This is a genomic window from Desulfobacter curvatus DSM 3379 (genome assembly GCF_000373985.1).
GTDB lineage: Bacteria > Desulfobacterota > Desulfobacteria > Desulfobacterales > Desulfobacteraceae > Desulfobacter > Desulfobacter curvatus.
In genome coordinates this window covers 25556-42501 of record NZ_KB893076.1, presented here as the reverse complement: position 1 = coordinate 42501, position 16946 = coordinate 25556, and the positions used below count along the sequence as shown (strand labels likewise).

The following is a 16946-nucleotide window of genomic DNA, read 5'->3' as shown; positions in this document are numbered from 1 at the left end:
AAATTTCCAGCAGAGTGCTGATCAAAATTCCGGCCCATTTGATAAAACAGTTAATTTCCCAAAGCCATGCCCATCTTCTGCGCAGGATTATCCCGCCCTTTTTTTCTGTGCTAATTCACTGCCTTGGGATAAAAAAGATAAACAGCGTATCAACGCTTTTTTGATGGATGGGAATTGGCGTTGAAAAAAATTGAACAGGCTTCCGGGCAAATCGTCATTTTTTATGGCTGATGAGACTCTTCCCCGAATTTTTTTCCATGATGGAAATTCCTATACTCTCAAGTTATTGGTACTTTCTCATATAAAAGCCTCTTGCAGAGATGGTTTATCTGCAAGAGGCTCCCGTTTTAAAGCCTTTTCTCTATGGTCTGAAATTTTTTCATGAATTTTTTGTCAATATAGTTTTTGATCCGGAATGCCGGTTGCCCGCTGAACACGATCCCTCTTTTTTTCAAAACACCAAGATTTGCGCCAAGGTTGAAAATTAACAGGTACTCCGGTCCCGGGTTAAACACCTGCAGCGGACTTCCTTCAAGTTGGGCAAACAGGTTGTTCAGCAGCACCGGATTTTGCCGGACCGCGTACACGCCCACCTTGTCTAAAGGTCGATCCTTAAAATAGATACAGTCCCCGCCGCCGAAGATATCCGGATACCTGACGCTTTGCAGGTACCTGTTGACCAGCAGGCCCTTATCCGGACCCACCGGCAGGCCGGATGCTTCAAAAATTTTAGACGGTTTCACGCCCGAGGCAAGAAAAGTAAAATCAGTGGAGAGTGATTCGCCCGAAGCCATGAGAATGGATTCGGCGGTTACTTTTTCTACATACCCGTTTTCAAAAATCCGGATACCCCTTTTTTTAAGGATACTGGTCACACGGCCCCGGACGCTTTCAGGAAATCTGGCCATAAACCGGCTGCCGGCAAGGATTTTTATTTCCGGCATATTCTGCTTTGCCCGTTTCGCCAACTGCCATATGTTCCCTGCCACTTCTGCCGAGGAAGGGCCGCCGCCGACTATTGTCACCACCGCTTTTTTACGTTTAAAAAGGATTTTGAGCTTTTCAGCCGCTTCCATAAGCTTTTCAATGGGCTTGACCGGATAGATATTTTCCGCATTTTCAGGCACATCCTGCATGGCGACATAAGATCCTGCATTCACTGAAAGCACATCATAGGCCAAACTTTGGCCGCCGGCAGTCTGAACCGTTTTTGCCTCCGGGTCAATCCGGGTCACATAATCCTTTACAAAAAGACCGCCTTGTTTGCAGACAACATCACGGGTGGCGAAGCGAATGTCCGAAGGGGTGTATGTCCCGCCCAGCATACCTGGTCCCATGCCGGAATAATAGTGGTAAATGGACGGACCTATCACGGTAACCCTATAACCCTTTTCAATAAATCGGGAAATATTCTCAAGCGCCGTCATGTGGGCATGTCCGCCGCCGATCAGAACCAAATTTTTTTTCATTAATCCGTTCCCTTCAGCGTATCCATCAGTTTACCCAGGCTTTCCATGTGGGCTTTTTCTTCATTGGCTATTTTTTGAATAACCTGTTTTGAATCAGGGTTGTCTATTTTTAAGATAACACGCTGGTAAAGATCCAGAGCCTGTGCTTCAATGGACATAGCAAGCGAAATCACATCCGTTTCCTTCTCCAGGTCCGGGCTGAACAGATCAAGATACTGTTCCGTCGAAAGACCGCCTTCCAATGATTTTACTTCCACCATATTTTCAAAATGTTCCTGGGACATCTTCACCGTTTCCCCACCGATATCCAGATACGCCTGAAAAATGGACTTCTGATGATTCAACTCAATCTCAGAAAGTTTTGCAAACAGAGCCTTCACCTTTTTGTTTCTTGTCTGTTGGCCCAGGGTAAGATAAAAATCCCTCAATCCCTGTTCCAGGGAGTAGGCAACTTTGAGCACGTCTTCCGGTTCTTCTTTCCCGGAGAACAAGTCTACACCAAGCTCCTGGGGCCCTATGGCGGTTTCAGACTCCCATGCCTTTATACCGCCTGAAACATTAATTACCTTTTTAAATCCCTTGCCCGCCAGCATCTGTGCAGCAACCCGGCTGCGTCCTCCTATCGCACAGTACACCAGAGTCGGCTTTTCCGGGTCGAGTTCTCCCAGCCGGTCTGAAAGCTCGGACAATGGTATCAGGACGGCTCCCGGAATATGTTTTTGCTCATATTCAGAGGGCTGACGGACATCAAGAATGGTGGTTTCCTCGTTCGGATGTGTAGAAATAAACTCTTTTGCCTGCCCGGTATCCATTGATTTGGCGGGTGTAAAAAACTGTAGCCATTTCATTTTGTGAACCTCCCCAATTGCTATTTGTTGAACCAGATTTTCAGTCAAACGGCTTGAACATTTTTTTGATTACTCCGATATCAGCTTGTAAATTTTTAATTATTACATATCCAGCCCACCATAGTAAGCCCCCTTTGTCTGGGCAGGTAAATTTTTAACTTCAAGATGTCGCAATTTACCCATCAGCAGGCAAGACCACCCCCAGGCCAATCTGCTTGCACAAGGGCGCAAAATTCGTTAACCTTCGAATGCTTGTGGTAAGAGGGGAAGCCATCAGACGGCAACCCTCTTAATTCAAAGATACCATGCAAGGATGTCTCCATGAAGATAGGTGTAATGAACAACCCGTTAAAATCGGTTTATAAAGAAGCCGAGCAATGCGGTAAAGCCGGTTTTGAGTTTCTGGATCTCACCCTCGAAGGCCCCAATGCCGACGATGTGGATACTGAACGCCTTAAAGCCGTTCTGGATACTTACGAACTGGGTATCATCGGGCATACCGACCCCTGCCTTCCCTGGGCATACCCGGTGCCTGGGATCAGGGAGGCCTGTTTAAAGGAACTTGAGCGGGGCGCAAAAATATTTTCCCGCCTGGGTGCCAGAATGATGAACATCCACCCCTGCTATTTTTGCCCGCCTGCCATGAGAGACCAATTGGTCTTATTCCAGATAGATGCGTTGCCGCCCATTGTTAAAATGGCTGCATCATATGGGCTTACCCTGATGTTTGAAAACTATAAAGCGCCCTTTGACCGGGTATCTGTTTTTAAAGAACTGATCGCCCGGGTACCGGACCTGAAGCTGCATCTGGACGTTGGACACACCAACTTTGGCAAGGATGGCCATGAAATTTTCTGCAAAACGCTCGGAGAGCACCTTGTGCATGTCCATTTTTCCGACAATCGGTCACGAAACGACGACCACCTGCCGTTGGGCGTAGGCACCGTAAATTGGCAACAGGCTGTGGATTCGTTAAAATCAATCTCATACGATAACACCATCACCCTGGAAATTTTCTGTAATGATCCACAGATGCAGGCATCCTATCTGGATCTGAGCCGGAATATGGTACGCAGTTTGTGGGATTAATCTGCCAACTGCCTGCCACGATGTATTCATCCGCTTTGGAAGGCCACGATTTTTACTCTGCCGGGCGATAGTTTCTTTCCCGAAAAACGGCATCTGGCAAGGCTTTTTTGATTTTCCGCTTCAAGGCCAGCCGGTGAAAATAAGTCAACGGCGCCTTTGCCGGCCGCAGGCGCCCAGAGGCCGCCTTATCCGGAAAAAAGAGAAGATCCAGGATGTGAAAGGTTGGCGTTGTACGGTTTAAAAACCCGGCGCAGCCGGCGCAATAGGTAACAATGGGATTTGGACCTGCGGCTTTTTCTCGTTTCCCGGTCCATGCCCGGGCAAGTTCAGAATCAATAAAGCCCACAGACCCGCCCTCCCCGCAGCAAAGGGTTTTCTTTTTTTCAAAGGCCATTTTTTCGACAGACAGGTTCATTCCGGCCAGAAGAGACCTGACCGATTCCTGAACCAGGACTTCATCACGCATGGGACAGGGGTCATGAACTACCAGTGGGGTATCCTCAAAAGGACGGGAACCGTCAGGAAATTTGCAGGGCAATCCCGTGCGGTCCATTACCTCGTACACGGTTTCCACTGTCATTGTCGGTGCATAAGTTATAAAAACCTTATAGCAGTTGGGGCAGGCAAGCCAGACCCGTTTTATCTGGTGGGCCTTCAAAAAGCCGACCATTTCCCCAAACATACTTTGAAAATAGGTTTCACACCCCAGGTCATGGCTTGGTTTGGTGCAGCAGTCCAAAACAATCCCCAAATCCGGCTTCATGCCCCTTAGAGTGTCAAACAGAGCCCATGTGGTTTTCGGCCGGGTCCCGGGAAGGGTGCAGCCTGGGAAAAAAATTGTATCGCAGCCTTGGGGAAGGGCATAGCACGAAAACAAAGCAGAGGTGCCTTTTTTCTCATATCCCAAAATCGTGGAATATACTGACAGATCAACCTGATTATTATTTACGGCATCCCTTCTCAGGGCCAGAAATGCTTCTACCGGGTCCAGGCTTTCAGGACAGACCGCCCGGCACAGGCCGCAAAGGCTGCATTCAAAAGAAAGTGAATGTTGTTTGGCCGGGTCCAGGGCTGTGAATATCTCTTTGGGCGTGCCGTATCGCATTAAAAAGGCGCATGGGACCTGGCAGGCACCGCAATTGGTACATTTTTCAAGAATATCGGCCGGTACAGGGGACATATGATCGAGAACACTACTCTGTTTTCACCATCTCTTTATGGGGCCACCCCAATTGACCCTTTTCCAGGATCAGAAGGCGTTCTTCAGCAATGCCCTTTTCTTTGAAGTAATCATAACACCGCTTAGCACCCCCTTTACCTCTTGGGCAGACAATGACCACCGGGTCCTGGTTCTTTTCAGTCTCAGCAACGGCATTGTCAAGCTTGGCCCTTTCGCTGTCTGATTTTACCGGATAGGAATAGGTGGCTATGGCGCCAGGCAGATGATGGGCCTTAAACTCTTCGGGTACCTGAATATCCACAATATTTATGGGGGTTCCGGTTTCAATCCAGGATTTGACTTTGTCTGCCGACACGTAGTTATATCCGCCTGCGTAGACCGGGACAGCCAGCATCACCATTACAAGAACCAGAAAAAATTTTTTCATTTGCTTTTCCTTTCGGCATGTTAAAAGGTCAGAATAGACCAGTTTCACAGCAGTGTCCAATTTTTTTGTCATTCTAACGGCGGCCTATAATTCGTGATTATTTCCAGTCCACAGGAATGCGGACATGGTGGCCTGCTTTGTTTTTAAAGAGCAAAAAACCATTATCCCGGCCATACGTGTATAGTTCATGGGTGACACGAACATCCTGGGTACAATAATCCACAATCAGATCCAGACGGCCCTCCTGCCACCATTTAAGTGCAAGGAGGCCGTCTGCACTTTTTTCAAGCCCTAGGGTCTGGCCGGCCAAATGATCCAGTGAAAGCCGGTATCCTAAACGCTCATGGACTTTTGTCAGAATATCCAGGGTGGGAAGGCCGTGAAAATCAAACCGGCTCAGCCCGGACAGCACTTTGTAATCAAACCGGATAATGTTAAACCCGATAACAAGGTCCATGTGCCTGAGCCGTTCCACAAGTTTTTCCATATCTTCCTGGTAATAGACCAGAAAATCTTTTTCAAGGGAATCGTAAAGCACCGCGCAGGACACTCCCATGCGCTCGGCTTTGTGCCATCCGCCCACCTGCTTGGCAGACCGCCGGGTTTCGATGTCAAGCACGGCGTATCTTTTGGGGGAGGCCAACCCAGTTCTTTTTTCATGTGTCTCTTTTTCCAAGCCGGCAACATTTGGGAAAACAGGCAGATGTGTGGCTGGTGCAAATGCCCCCTGCCTCGGCTTTTGTTCAAGGAGCATAGCAAGAATTTGCCTGGCCGCCTCCTTGTCTATGGGACGGTTTCCGGACCCACATTTGGGCGAATGCACACAAGCCGGACAACCTGTGTCGCAGGGGCAGTCCCGGATTGCTTCATAGGTTCTCTGCATCAGGGTCACTGCGTTGTCAAAGGCCTGTAAGGTAAGCCCCAACCCGCCCGGCACGCCGTCATAGACAAAAACAACCGCCGTTTCAACCTGGGGATGAAAGGGCATGGATATGCCGCCCAGATCATTTCTGTCGGTCATCACCAAAAGCGGCATCATACCGATGGCTGCATGCTCCAACGCGTGAATCCCGCCCATGAAATGCAAATGATCCGTTTCAATGCGCTGCCTGATCCAGTCCGGGATCTCAATCCACAACCCCTGGGTTTCGTAGGTCAGTTCCGGCAGATCCAAAGGTACGATGCCAAGGGATTTTTGCCTGGACACTGATTTCATTTCATAGCCTGTCACTTGTTCACGGATTTTCAGTTTGCCGAACCCTACCCGGGTGCCTTTGACCTGACAGTTTTTTTCAACAGTTATAATTTCAGTGTTTTTCGAGGATCTTGCCCGGGTGTAATAACTGACTTTTTCCTTTTTCGCCCGGACCACGCCTTTAAGATGATCAAACAGCGTCACCACAAAGGTTTGTCCACGGTGCAGGTAAACCGCGCCTTCATGAGTTTCAAAATAGGATCTGTGCCAATCGATTTCACCTAAACTTTGCCGGGTATCCTCTTTGAATATGGGAATGGTGTGCCCGGTTCCCCGTAAACTGACCTCCCTGTGGGGGCGTTTGCGGGGGGAAAACCAGGTATTGCCGTCCCGGCTTAACAAGAGTTTGCCTTGACGCCCCAGCACCTCTACCCGTTCCTGCACACCCGGTTGCTTTAACATGGGATCATCGGCGTCAAGGCTGAGTTCAGCGGCCGCACAATCCAGATGGCGGTCAAGAATCTGGGGGTTTTCAGGATTGATCCGGGCGGTTTCCGGGGGCATGGTAAAAAAAATGTCCGGATGGTTGATAAAATACTGGTCCAGGGCATCTTCATGGGCAATGAGGACCATGGCGGAGTCATTGCCGTCCCGCCCTACCCTGCCTGCCCGCTGCCAGGTGGACATCATGGTTCCCGGATATCCCACAAGGATGCAAAGGTCCAGATTGCCGATGTCAATGCCAAGCTCAAGGGCAGACGTTGACACCACGCAAAGCAGTTCACCTTTGGCAAGTTTTTGTTCAATTTCCCGCCGCTCTTCGGGAAGGAATCCGGCCCGGTATGCACAGATTTTATCTGCCATGGATTTGGCCCGCTGTCCCGCCCATACGGCAATCAGTTCCGTAATTTTTCTAGACTGGGTGTAAACAATGGTGGCAAGATTTCGGTACACTGCGGCATGGATGAGTGTGATGGCGGTCTGGGCCGCGCCTTCCAGCCCTTTCATCATCAAAACATCTTTTTTTCCGCAAGGCGCCCCTTGTTCATCCACCACCTTTACCTGCAGCCCGGTGAGCTCCGAGGCAAGCTGTCCGGGGTTGGCAATGGTGGCTGAACAAAAAATAAAGCAGGGGTTTGATCCGTAAAACCGGCATATCCGCAAAAGCCTGCGGAACACCCAGGCCATGTTCGAGCCCATGATTCCGCGGTAGGTATGCACCTCATCCACCACGATATATTTAAGATTTGAGAAAAAAGAGGCCCATAGATGGTGATGGGCCAGCATGGCCAGGTGCAGCATCTCAGGATTGGATAAAAGAATGTTTGGCGGATTGTTTCGGATCTTTGTTTTTTGATACCCTGTGATATCCCCGTCATAAACGCCCGCAGTCAAAGGCTGTGAAAAAACAGTATCAGTACCGGCCAGCATTTGATTAACGGTGTCAAGCTGGTCCCGGGCAAGTGCTTTGAGGGGAAACAGGTACAAGGCATGGGTATTGGGGTCGGATATGAGCGCATCCATCACCGGCAGATTATACACCAGACTTTTGCCTGATGCCGTGGGTGTGGCAATCACTGTATGGCATTTATCAAGAATAAGGGAAACCGCCCGGGCCTGGTGGGTATACAGGTTTTTAATGCCAAACCCGGTAAGAAGACCGGACAAGTCATTCTTAAAGCAGGGAAAGATTTTCGGGGATGCCCAGGCCGCAGGTTGGGCATCAAATGTTCTGTGGCTGACAATATCGCCTGCAAATCCCTTAAAGGATTTTAATCCGGTTATATAATCATCAAGCCCCACGAGATCTAAAGAATGCTTTTCCCTAGGGCGGACAGGATTAGTTCCACCGCAAGTTTGCTTGTTTTATTGGCCACGTCAAGGATGGGATTGATCTCCACCAGGTCCATGGAGCCAAGTTTGCCCGAATCTGCAAGCAGTTCCATGAGCAGATGGGCTTCCCGGTAGGAGATCCCCCCGGGCACAGGGGTGCCGACCCCCGGAGCCTCCACCGGATCCAGGGCATCCATATCCAAACTCAGGTGAAAGCGTTTCAAATGGGCGAACTGAACGATGATCTTGGCGGCAATGGCGCTCATCCCCTGCTCGTCAATATCGCGCATGGTGAAGATGGTGATGCCGCTGGATTTGATTCGTTTTTTTTCGCCGGGGTCCAGATCCCGCTGGCCGATCATGATCACATTATCCAGGGATATCTTGGTACCGGGATGCCCTGCATCCACAAGGCATGGATAGCCGTCTCCCGTTAGAACGGCCAGGGGCATGCCATGGATATTTCCGGAAGGTGAGGTCTGGGGCGTATTAAAATCGGCGTGGGCATCCACCCAGATAAGTCCCACATGCTCCTTGGCCGTCACCGAAGCCACGGCACCAATGGCAATGGCATGATCCCCGCCCAGAAAAATCGGCATACGGCCCTGATCCATGACCCGGCGGCCGGTGTTATAAAGATCGTGGCTGATCTGGGTGATTTCTTTTACATAACGGTCTTTCACCCCTTCCATGGCAGGATCATCATCCCGCACGGGGATGGGGATATCCCCTTCGTCTTTAACATCATATCCAAGCCGGCGAAGCCTTGGGATCAATCCGGTGTACCTTAACGCGGCAGGACCCATGTCCACGCCACGGAGCATCTGCCCGAAATCCATGGGAACACCGATAATGCTGATGGGTTTTGCCATATTGATATCCTTTAATTGGGGCTGCCCGGGGCAGGCCTGTGTTGACAGGTCATATATCATAGAGTAAGAAATCTATTCAATAAATTTCACGGCTTTAAATAAACCAGGGAGATTGCATGGAAAATAAATATAAACTTCGATCCCAGCATACCATTGAATTGGTCAGAGACCTGCTTGGGCAGGGCGTTGACCGGATCTCTTTAGTTTTACGCCATTCAGACAGACAATACTCAGACAATCCGCGGCTTGAACCTTTTATGGGACTTAACGATTCCGGTAAGGACTACGCCTTTGACTTTGGAAAATCCTTTCCTTTGGATTTAACACCGGTTCTTTATTCCAGTCATTTTGGCCGGTGTATTGAAACAGCCTACCTTATTGATAAAGGATTTACCTCTGTTACCGGCAAGCAATTGCCCCACACCACCCTAAATAAAAATTTAACCCCTTTTTATGTAAAAAATGTTGTGACAGCCAAGGAAATGATGGCAACAACAGGAGCCTCCCAGTTTATCCGGAGCTGGTTTGACAAAACCCTTGATGAATCAATTATGCTTGATCCTGAGGTCACGGCAAACCGGATTACCGATTTCATGGTATCAGGGCTTAAAGAACTTTCCCCTGGACAGGCTGCCATCTGTGTGACCCATGATTGGAACATTTTTCCCATCAAGCAATTCACGCTTGGGCTTTCCCATAAAGATGCCCTTGATGCAGGATACCTTGATGCCGTGGCATTTTTTGAAAAAGAGGACCGGGTTTTTGCTGCTGCCAGACAGTTAGATCCGGTCGAAATTGCTTAAGCTGTTGCTATAAAAAGAGCTCTAACGGGTGCCGGATACCCCTCAACGGTTTTTGACGGATCGCTGGAATCCAGAAAATCTTCAAGGGATTCCGTTTGAATCCATGGGGTTTTGCGCTGCTCTTCAAGAGTGGTGTCCGTTATATCAACGCACCTGATATTCGAAAATCCGGCCCGGGTAAGCCAGGCTTCCATAGCAGACAAATCAGGGATAAAAAACACATTGCGCATTTTAGCGTACCGGTCAAAGGGAAACAGACAATGATTGTTTTCCCCCCGGATCACCAAATTTTCCACAACCACTTGACCGCCCGGCACAAGGCTGTCATGGATCTGTCTGAGCATCTTCACCGGGGATTTGCGGTGGTACAAAATCCCCATACACAGCACCAGATCAAAAAAACGGTTCATGGCCGGCAATTCATTGTATGTGGCCGGAAGACAGAATACATTTTTCAAATTCAGATATTTTTGTGCCGCACAATACTGGTAATAAAAGGCGCTTTGGGGTTCAAGACCCAAAGCAAACAGGGGATCTGACGCCGCCATTTTAAACATGTAATAGCCGTTGCTCGAACCGATATCCAGAATTTTTCTGTTTTTAAGGTTGGGCAGATGGGGCACCAGACGCTCCCATTTCATCCAGGACTGCCACTCGGAATCAACGTGAACACCAAAAAAATCAAAGGGACCTTTGCGCCAGGGGCTCAGATTGATAAGGCCGTTGTAAATCGTCTTTTTTTCATCGGGTGAAAGCTGATCTGCCTGCCCGATGCTGACAGCTTTAGATGATAAATCAAATGCCGGTTCAACGGTATGGGAACAAATTTCAGGCAGGTTTTCCACTACATGTTTATATTTTTCAAAATTTCCGCCGGCAGAATCAAGAAAAGCCCTTTTGTCTTTGACCAGCTTTTCCAGATCGTCATACCATTTATCCCATCCCAGGTGTCCGTAATTTTCTAAGAACTGTTCCATTCTATTTAACTGCAATCATGGATGTAAAGTTAAACCACTTGAGCCAAACATTGAATGACCCAAAGCCGGTGTCTTGGATACGGTTCTCATGTTCTGCCACGGTCTCGGGAACCAGCACCCGTTCCAACGCATCCCGTTTCTGACTTATTTCAAGGTCCGTATATCCGTTTTCTCTTTTAAACTGGTAATAATATTCCTGCTCCAGGGCATTCATTTGTGAATCAGGGTGGACGGTTTTTTCCGTGAGCAATAATATGCCGCCCTTGCGTAGCCCAGTAAACGCTGACTGAATCAGACTGTCCCGCTTTTGCTTATCCAGAAACTGCAGGGTCAAATTGATGACCACCACAGAAGCGTTTGAAATAACAATATTTTCAATACCGGCACAGGCAAGGTCAATAGAACCATGACCGTCATGGACGGCAAGCCGTTTTTTAAAGCGCTGTATCATGGGCCAGGAACTGTCAACCCCGATCATCTTAAATGCAGTTTCACCAAAGCAGTCAAGAAGCAACATCCCCAAGTTGCCGTGGGAACATCCCAGATCAAAAATCTGTGTACCTTGTTGATAATGCTGCCAGGCAATCCTTGCCTGCTGTTTAAGCACTTCACCATACAAAGGCACCGACCTGACCAACATATCGTCAAATACCCGGGCTACTTTTTCGTTGAACCTGAAAGGTGTGATCGTGGTCAGTTTATCTGCAAATACCCTGTCTTTATTCATATCCCCGTCCATTTTAATCCGGGCATCTATACATCATTTACAGGCTTTGTGCAAGCGGCTTGGAAAACCTTAACAGGCCGCTTGCATTCAGGGCAAATGCCTATAAGTCTATTTGCAGTTTGACTTCAAATAGTGAGAATCAACTCTATTCATATTTCGCCAACCAGTTCCGTGTATCAGGATGATTCACAAATGTTGAAAGTGCGGTTTCAATCGGCTTTCTATAAATAGAATTTTCCAATTCGCTATCAATAACTTTGTACAAATCCCGAATCAAATCCAAAGGATCTTTTTCTTCAGGTTCCACAAATCCGAATGCTTTGTTCGCTGCTTGAGTCAAGAAATCAAGCCAAGCGTTTTTATCGAATATATCTCTTTGAATGCCAAGGCCTTTGAATACAACACTGACAGCTCCCGATGTTTCATCCCCCCATTTGCCGTCAACGGATATTGGCTGCTCAAAGAGGTTCACCAAAGCCGCTTGGAGAAAAAACGTCTTTGATTTCGATGTATTTGAATAACCAACTTCGGTACCGTCATCTACATGAAAATGATCCTTGTGAGCCGCATTGTACAAGTAATTCAAAACAGTGCCGAAATGTTTTCTGAGTATGGCTTCAACACCAAGATAAAAGCTGGTCTGAACAAGATAATTATTTGTAATAAGGGCATAATCTGACCAAAACAAGGCATCTATATCAATCGCTCTTCCCTTCGCGTGCATCCCTGGTTTGTCTACGTATGCCCCTGCGGAAGCAATCACCTCTGCCTTGCCGAGGGAACAAATTTCCCACAAATCCTCAAAGCTTTCATTCAACTTTGTTTCGAATCCTTGCGTCATATAAAATTTGTATGGTTTGCCTCTTGTTCCATAGCAATACCGGGGATTATTGTACCGGTCGTAATGTACGGGAACACCGGCAATTGTTTCAGCGTAATTTGTTGGCCTGCTCATGAATGCACCTCCTGTACGTTTTGGATGTTATTTCTTGATCCTATTATTCATTCTGAATGTCAGAGATATTCGGAACGTTGGAAAGGAGACCTGTTGAGGAGTAACTTTCGCCTCTACCACCAATATGTGTGGTTACAAAAGGCAGTGTTCCGCCCTGCTGCCGCATAGTTCTCGCAAAAGGAATTAATACATTGTTCATCAGTTGTCTGATCGCAAGGTCAAGCGGTCCATGGGCCTGCTGGCAAGCATTCTTCCATCGCCTAAAGTCAGGAAGGATTCGTGGATTGATGTCGTTTCTGTTTTGTTGAGTGGAACGTAGCAGATCTCTTAAGTGCCGGCGGGCGCCGGGCGGGGGAATATTTTCAGACAGGTCCGAGAAAAGGCTTTCAAGCTGGTCAATCTGCCTGGATTCCGCCTCCGCCTGTTCGGGTGTGACGGTCTCCCTTTGAAGCAGCCTGTTCAAAGCCACGACAGCCTCTGCTGCCACAGTAAAGCCAATTTCCTGTGCAAAAGTATCCGCATCAAGCGTGGTCGGTAATTGACGCGCACTTGAATTTGGAACAACCCCATTGGGCCTTCCGCCAATTGCTGACGCAAAGGATTGTAACCTTTCGTCAACTCTATTGAACTGACCGGTCATGCCTCCCAGCAGTCTGCGCGCAGATTCCCGTCTCCGGGCAATTCGTGGTTCGTATCGCGATCTGGCTATTTCAACAGCCCCGGCTCGTGCAGTTTCAGATGTACTTACATTGCTGCTCAGGTTCCGTAAACGCTCATTGAGTTGAACCCTTCTCTCCAAATTGTCTTCTTGGTTAATCGTGAGTAAAAGTGCACGTTGATTGGGTGTGATTCGCCAAGCCAGAGCGTCTAACAGGCTGCGGTTTTGCTCCGCCAGTCTTTGCATCACGGCAGAGCGGTCCAGATCGCGGCCCTCAATGAAGCTACGGTTGGCAATAACAGCACGACTTGATGTTCTTGATGAAAGTGGGGGGAGTATTTCATTTGTTGTGTCAGCCGGATTACTACCTGAAGACATTCTCTGAAACCTGGTAATACCATGAACATTGTGGCTATTCTCTGATCCGCTAAAGCTGCCGATCCACTCGGTATGGGTCCGTCCCGGGCGTTGCGGGGACCCACTGTACAACTCTGCCTGTCCGTAAACCCGGGTCGGACTAACTTCCACGAAGTTTAGCCAGCGTGAGAAAATAACACTATGATCTCCGGTGCGCGTATCGACATTGGTATAAATATACAGCCAATCCCCTCTTTGCAGGTTTCTTATATCGTCGGGTGATATTTCCCCACGCCGGGAAATGGCCTGACGGGCTATGTCTTCCATACTACTGTGTTCTCGCCTTGCACTGTTAAAACGTTGTGTTGCGGACTGCAGCCTTCTATTGGCTTCGTTACGTTCGCGGTTGGCTACCCTTAGACGTTGCCGTGCGGCACTTAAGGCGTCTCTGTGTCTATCTCGCAACGCACGCCTTTGTTCCTGAGATGCTTCTTGTATTTCTTGCCGCTGTTGCGCCTGCAACCTGGGAATTGCAGCATGGGCACGGTCTCTTTCCTGCTGGGCACCTTGCGCTTCTCTTGTCGCTGAATCAACGGGGCCCCGGGCGGTTTCCATGGCAACCCGCGCTTCTTCGAGCCTCCGCTCCCGGGCCCGCCGACGACCCGGGGCTGGTAATACGCCCCCTTGATCCTGATCCTCTGTGGTGCCGCCACCGAGCACAACTTGCCCGGTAGGGTCTGTTGTACCCATAACGCCAACTGTGAGAGGACCACTCGGTGGAGTTACCCCCGCGTAGTGATAAACAATGTGGGCCCAGTGAAAACACATCCTCGGATACACTTCCTGCAGGCGAAATCCCGAGTTATATACGCCATTGGCCAATATGTGTGCTGATATTACAATACGCTGCCCGGCATCAAGCAGGTTGGTCTCATCGCCATTAAATAGTCGCTCCGGTATAATGTGTGAAGTTAAATACTGGGACAGTAAATTAATCTGGCCTGGCGTAAAGTTCGCGGCAATCTCGCGTGCACTCAATTCACGATTTGCAGATGTTGCCTCAGCAGAAATTTCTTCCGGAGATCTGCCTGGGGAAGAAATACTACCCGGCCTGGGCCTCAATATGTGCCGTATGCTGCTGAAATGACGGTTAAAAAGATTGACAAATTGATCTGACAAGCTGGGTACCGGGCCTGTCTGCCGGTGGGAAAGGTATCTCTCGTACAAACGGATAAACTCATCGACTTCATTGGAGGTAATGGTTAAATTGTAGGTATCCTGCCCTGTGGTAAAGACAACGCGAGTCGCTTCACTGGTATCCGTTATCGTGCTTTCTGCACGTCGAAGCCCTTCCAACGCCGCCCGAATATTATTTGCATTGCCTTCATCGAGTAGGCGCATCAAGTGAGGAACCGAACGGTCATGATTGGGTTCATCGTATTCATCAAACTGGACAATATTACTTGTTGCCCGGATCGTACTAAAATCATTTCTCACCCATAGGCTTGAAGATTGATATTTAGGTACTATTTCACCATCAACTGCCTTTTCCCCAAAAATGTCAGCTTCTCTTTCTAACTCTTTATCATCATTTAAAATCAGCCCCGTCCGCATCACAGTAGGTTTCACCACGCCACTTCTCTGCTGAACCACGTGGGCAAATTCATGTCCGATAAGATTTTTCCCTTTTTTCGAGTTAGAGCTGAATTCACCGGGTGCAAAATGCACAGTCTCTCCTTGAGCAAATGCCCGGGCATTCAGATCAACAGCTGCCTGGGAGTTTTTTTGAATATTTACAGTTGTGAAATCTTGTCCAAATGAATTCTCAATATTTTCTTGCAGGCCTTTAGGTAAACTTTGGTTCTTTTTCCTTCTCACGATATCTCTAACGGGTGGATTTGTAGGCTGCAAATGAAGTATTGAACGTACGGTGTGATTTTGAAAGGAGAATGCGCGATCATGTTTTTTTGAATCGGTGACCTTAATATGCTGACTTGGCTTCTTTTTACAAGCAAAAGTGCACATGGTATACACCCTATTTGTCTTTATGATCCACTGACGACAAACGGCGGAAGCGCCGAATGGTATCGAACGATAAAGGGAACATCCCCTGAAACCCCCGATGCCTCCAACCAAGACATGGGCAACGTGGCAATCTGCTCTATATCGGCCCCGCAGTTACCCGGACAAAGATCAATTGTGTCGGTAATGACATAAAACATGTTTGGAAATACGGTAACAGTGCTTGGAGAATTGCGTACTATTGAGGCACTTCCTTCAATATCCCTTCGGTCATCTACAGTAGAGGGTCTGGCCCCCGCTGAACAGTTTTGCTGCCCTATGCCCCCGGCGATATTACCCGGAATTTCGCCAATCACATTGAAATCCATGGCATTCGTATGAGTCGAATTGTTCATCTGAGAGATAAGTGTCGGAATGCGCGAAGGAATATCAATTTCATTTGGAAGCTGTAGTCTTGGATTGATCGTCCGGCTAAGTTCGGCTGTAACAATTGAATTCATTCTCACGGTGGTTTGTGATCTCATGAAATCATTGCCGAAAGATCCGGATAGATCGAGTTGAGAAGTACCGCCGTATAGATAAGCCTCCCAAAGCGGCACCACACGGGGACTTACTTTTACCGCGATACCGGGAAGTGTATACAATGCAACCAGATCTCTAAAGACAAGAAGCTCATCCCTGGTTAGAGGCAAAGGACTGCAAAAACAAGGTGGACAATCTGCGTTTGGACATGCAGACGCCGGCATCTGATTACATTGCGCGATCATCTCCCGGACAATTTCTCTGGCCGCAGCTTCTCCCATGCCGGAAATTGCGCCGGCTTCTCTTTCTAAAATCTGCATTCCCTGCTCAGCAAGGCTTAACCCTTCATTCATTATATCCTGGAATAGATTGCATTGAATGTGTTCGCTTTGATGGGATTGTTGCACAACATGAGCAAGTTCGTGGGCCAGCAGACGTCTCCCACGTGGCGTTTCCGGCTGATACTGTGATCTTGCAAAAGCGATATGATCCCCCACAGTAAATGCCCGTGCGTTCATGGATTGTGAAATTTCAGCAGCCTTACTGTCTGTATGGATTCTTACCCGGGCAAACCGACAGCCGAATCGTGACTCAAAAAAGGAAGCCTCTGAAGAAGGTAAGGAGATGCCACCACCCATGATCGACGCAATATTGTGGTGAAATGCGCCATATCCCTTTTCATCGTCTTGATTGATTCGTCTTTGAGTCCCCCTACTCTCTTCTTTTTCATTCATTTGCAATTGCTGCGGCATTGTTTTGCTCAATTGTTTTGTTTGAGGTTCTTCTTCCTCCTCAATGGGCAGACGCTGAAAAAGAGGTGTTATTTGGGATACAAGCGGCCGGGTTCCCAGCTTATTTTGGACAGCGAAATCAGGTATGCTCATAACTTGATCTGCAATTTGATCAGCTTCCTGCTCATACATATCGTCTCGTCTGCTGACAGGCAGCTTGGTCTGTACCCTCCCTGAATGAAGGATGTTTTTAATCCCGGGATGGTGGGCAGTCATTGAAA

General features: G+C 48.3%; 14 protein-coding genes. 3 read left to right on the top strand and 11 right to left on the bottom strand.

Annotated elements, in window-relative coordinates; all coding sequences use genetic code 11:
• The coding region (locus tag B147_RS32515; RefSeq protein ID WP_211216952.1) for a hypothetical protein at nucleotides 1-184 on the top strand (184 nt) is incomplete at its 5' end.
• Between the two features lie 163 nt (nucleotides 185-347).
• Here the strand turns inward: B147_RS32515 and B147_RS0117720 are convergent.
• Both B147_RS0117720 and B147_RS0117715 read right to left on the bottom strand, forming a co-directional pair.
• On the bottom strand, nucleotides 348-1469 hold the full coding sequence (locus B147_RS0117720) for an NAD(P)/FAD-dependent oxidoreductase (protein WP_020588542.1): 1122 nt from the start codon (nucleotides 1467-1469) through the stop codon (nucleotides 348-350).
• Nucleotides 1469-2317, bottom strand: coding sequence for a rhodanese-like domain-containing protein (locus B147_RS0117715; protein ID WP_020588541.1), 849 nt, complete (start codon nucleotides 2315-2317; stop codon nucleotides 1469-1471). Before B147_RS0117715 ends, B147_RS0117720 begins: the two co-directional genes overlap by 1 nt.
• A gap of 321 nt (nucleotides 2318-2638) precedes the next feature.
• Between B147_RS0117715 and B147_RS0117710 the strand changes: the two genes are divergently transcribed.
• Nucleotides 2639-3406 (top strand): sugar phosphate isomerase/epimerase family protein, encoded by a 768-nt coding sequence (locus B147_RS0117710; RefSeq protein WP_020588540.1) that lies wholly within the window; start codon nucleotides 2639-2641, stop codon nucleotides 3404-3406.
• Between the two features lie 52 nt (nucleotides 3407-3458).
• Here B147_RS0117710 and B147_RS28790 read toward each other — a convergent pair whose 3' ends face one another.
• The 4 genes from B147_RS28790 to rocF form a co-directional block, all read right to left on the bottom strand.
• Nucleotides 3459-4586, bottom strand: a complete 1128-nt coding sequence (locus B147_RS28790; protein WP_020588539.1) for a heterodisulfide reductase-related iron-sulfur binding cluster — start codon at nucleotides 4584-4586, stop codon at nucleotides 3459-3461.
• Nucleotides 4587-4599: 13 nt separating this feature from the next.
• Nucleotides 4600-5013 carry a rhodanese-like domain-containing protein gene (locus B147_RS0117700; protein ID WP_033397580.1) on the bottom strand — a complete coding sequence of 138 codons (414 nt, stop codon included), beginning with the start codon at nucleotides 5011-5013 and terminating at the stop codon, nucleotides 4600-4602.
• Between the two features lie 97 nt (nucleotides 5014-5110).
• A complete protein-coding gene (locus B147_RS0117695; RefSeq protein ID WP_020588537.1) occupies nucleotides 5111-8011 on the bottom strand; it encodes a DEAD/DEAH box helicase in 2901 nt (966 codons plus the stop codon).
• Nucleotides 8012-8016: 5 nt separating this feature from the next.
• Nucleotides 8017-8913 (bottom strand): arginase, encoded by an 897-nt coding sequence (rocF, locus tag B147_RS0117690; RefSeq protein WP_026259712.1) that lies wholly within the window; start codon nucleotides 8911-8913, stop codon nucleotides 8017-8019.
• Between the two features lie 116 nt (nucleotides 8914-9029).
• Between rocF and B147_RS0117685 the strand changes: the two genes are divergently transcribed.
• The gene (locus B147_RS0117685) at nucleotides 9030-9716 is read left to right on the top strand and encodes a histidine phosphatase family protein (RefSeq protein WP_020588535.1); all 687 of its coding nucleotides are present in this window, start codon (nucleotides 9030-9032) and stop codon (nucleotides 9714-9716) included.
• On the opposite strand, the gene cmoB is transcribed toward B147_RS0117685, so the two are convergent.
• The 5 genes from cmoB to B147_RS0117660 form a co-directional block, all read right to left on the bottom strand.
• Nucleotides 9713-10693, bottom strand: coding sequence for a tRNA 5-methoxyuridine(34)/uridine 5-oxyacetic acid(34) synthase CmoB (gene cmoB / locus B147_RS0117680; RefSeq protein ID WP_020588534.1), 981 nt, complete (start codon nucleotides 10691-10693; stop codon nucleotides 9713-9715). The genes B147_RS0117685 and cmoB overlap by 4 nt on opposite strands.
• Nucleotide 10694: 1 nt before the next feature.
• Entirely contained in the window at nucleotides 10695-11420 is a 726-nt protein-coding gene (gene cmoA / locus B147_RS0117675) for a carboxy-S-adenosyl-L-methionine synthase CmoA (protein ID WP_026259711.1), read from the bottom strand.
• 145 nt (nucleotides 11421-11565) lie between these two features.
• Entirely contained in the window at nucleotides 11566-12375 is an 810-nt protein-coding gene (locus B147_RS0117670; protein WP_020588532.1) for an extensin family protein, read from the bottom strand.
• Between the two features lie 43 nt (nucleotides 12376-12418).
• Nucleotides 12419-15415 (bottom strand): eCIS core domain-containing protein, encoded by a 2997-nt coding sequence (locus tag B147_RS30500; RefSeq protein ID WP_020588531.1) that lies wholly within the window; start codon nucleotides 15413-15415, stop codon nucleotides 12419-12421.
• 20 nt (nucleotides 15416-15435) lie between these two features.
• On the bottom strand, nucleotides 15436-16857 hold the full coding sequence (locus B147_RS0117660; RefSeq protein WP_157237937.1) for an eCIS core domain-containing protein: 1422 nt from the start codon (nucleotides 16855-16857) through the stop codon (nucleotides 15436-15438).
• Nucleotides 16858-16946: the final 89 nt, after the last annotated feature.

Excerpts from the sequence above, each read along its gene's own strand:
- B147_RS0117720 (WP_020588542.1), bottom strand. The coding sequence starts at position 1,469 with ATGAAAAAAAATTTGGTTCTGATCGGCGGCGGACATGCCCACATGACG.
- B147_RS0117715 (WP_020588541.1), bottom strand. The coding sequence starts at position 2,317 with ATGAAATGGCTACAGTTTTTTACACCCGCCAAATCAATGGATACCGGG.
- B147_RS0117710 (WP_020588540.1), top strand. The coding sequence starts at position 2,639 with ATGAAGATAGGTGTAATGAACAACCCGTTAAAATCGGTTTATAAAGAA.
- B147_RS28790 (WP_020588539.1), bottom strand. The coding sequence starts at position 4,586 with ATGTCCCCTGTACCGGCCGATATTCTTGAAAAATGTACCAATTGCGGT.
- B147_RS0117700 (WP_033397580.1), bottom strand. The coding sequence starts at position 5,013 with ATGAAAAAATTTTTTCTGGTTCTTGTAATGGTGATGCTGGCTGTCCCG.
- rocF (WP_026259712.1), bottom strand. The coding sequence starts at position 8,913 with ATGGCAAAACCCATCAGCATTATCGGTGTTCCCATGGATTTCGGGCAG.
- B147_RS0117685 (WP_020588535.1), top strand. The coding sequence starts at position 9,030 with ATGGAAAATAAATATAAACTTCGATCCCAGCATACCATTGAATTGGTC.
- cmoB (WP_020588534.1), bottom strand. The coding sequence starts at position 10,693 with ATGGAACAGTTCTTAGAAAATTACGGACACCTGGGATGGGATAAATGG.
- cmoA (WP_026259711.1), bottom strand. The coding sequence starts at position 11,420 with ATGAATAAAGACAGGGTATTTGCAGATAAACTGACCACGATCACACCT.
- B147_RS0117670 (WP_020588532.1), bottom strand. The coding sequence starts at position 12,375 with ATGAGCAGGCCAACAAATTACGCTGAAACAATTGCCGGTGTTCCCGTA.
- B147_RS30500 (WP_020588531.1), bottom strand. The coding sequence starts at position 15,415 with ATGTGCACTTTTGCTTGTAAAAAGAAGCCAAGTCAGCATATTAAGGTC.
- B147_RS0117660 (WP_157237937.1), bottom strand. The coding sequence starts at position 16,857 with ATGTATGAGCAGGAAGCTGATCAAATTGCAGATCAAGTTATGAGCATA.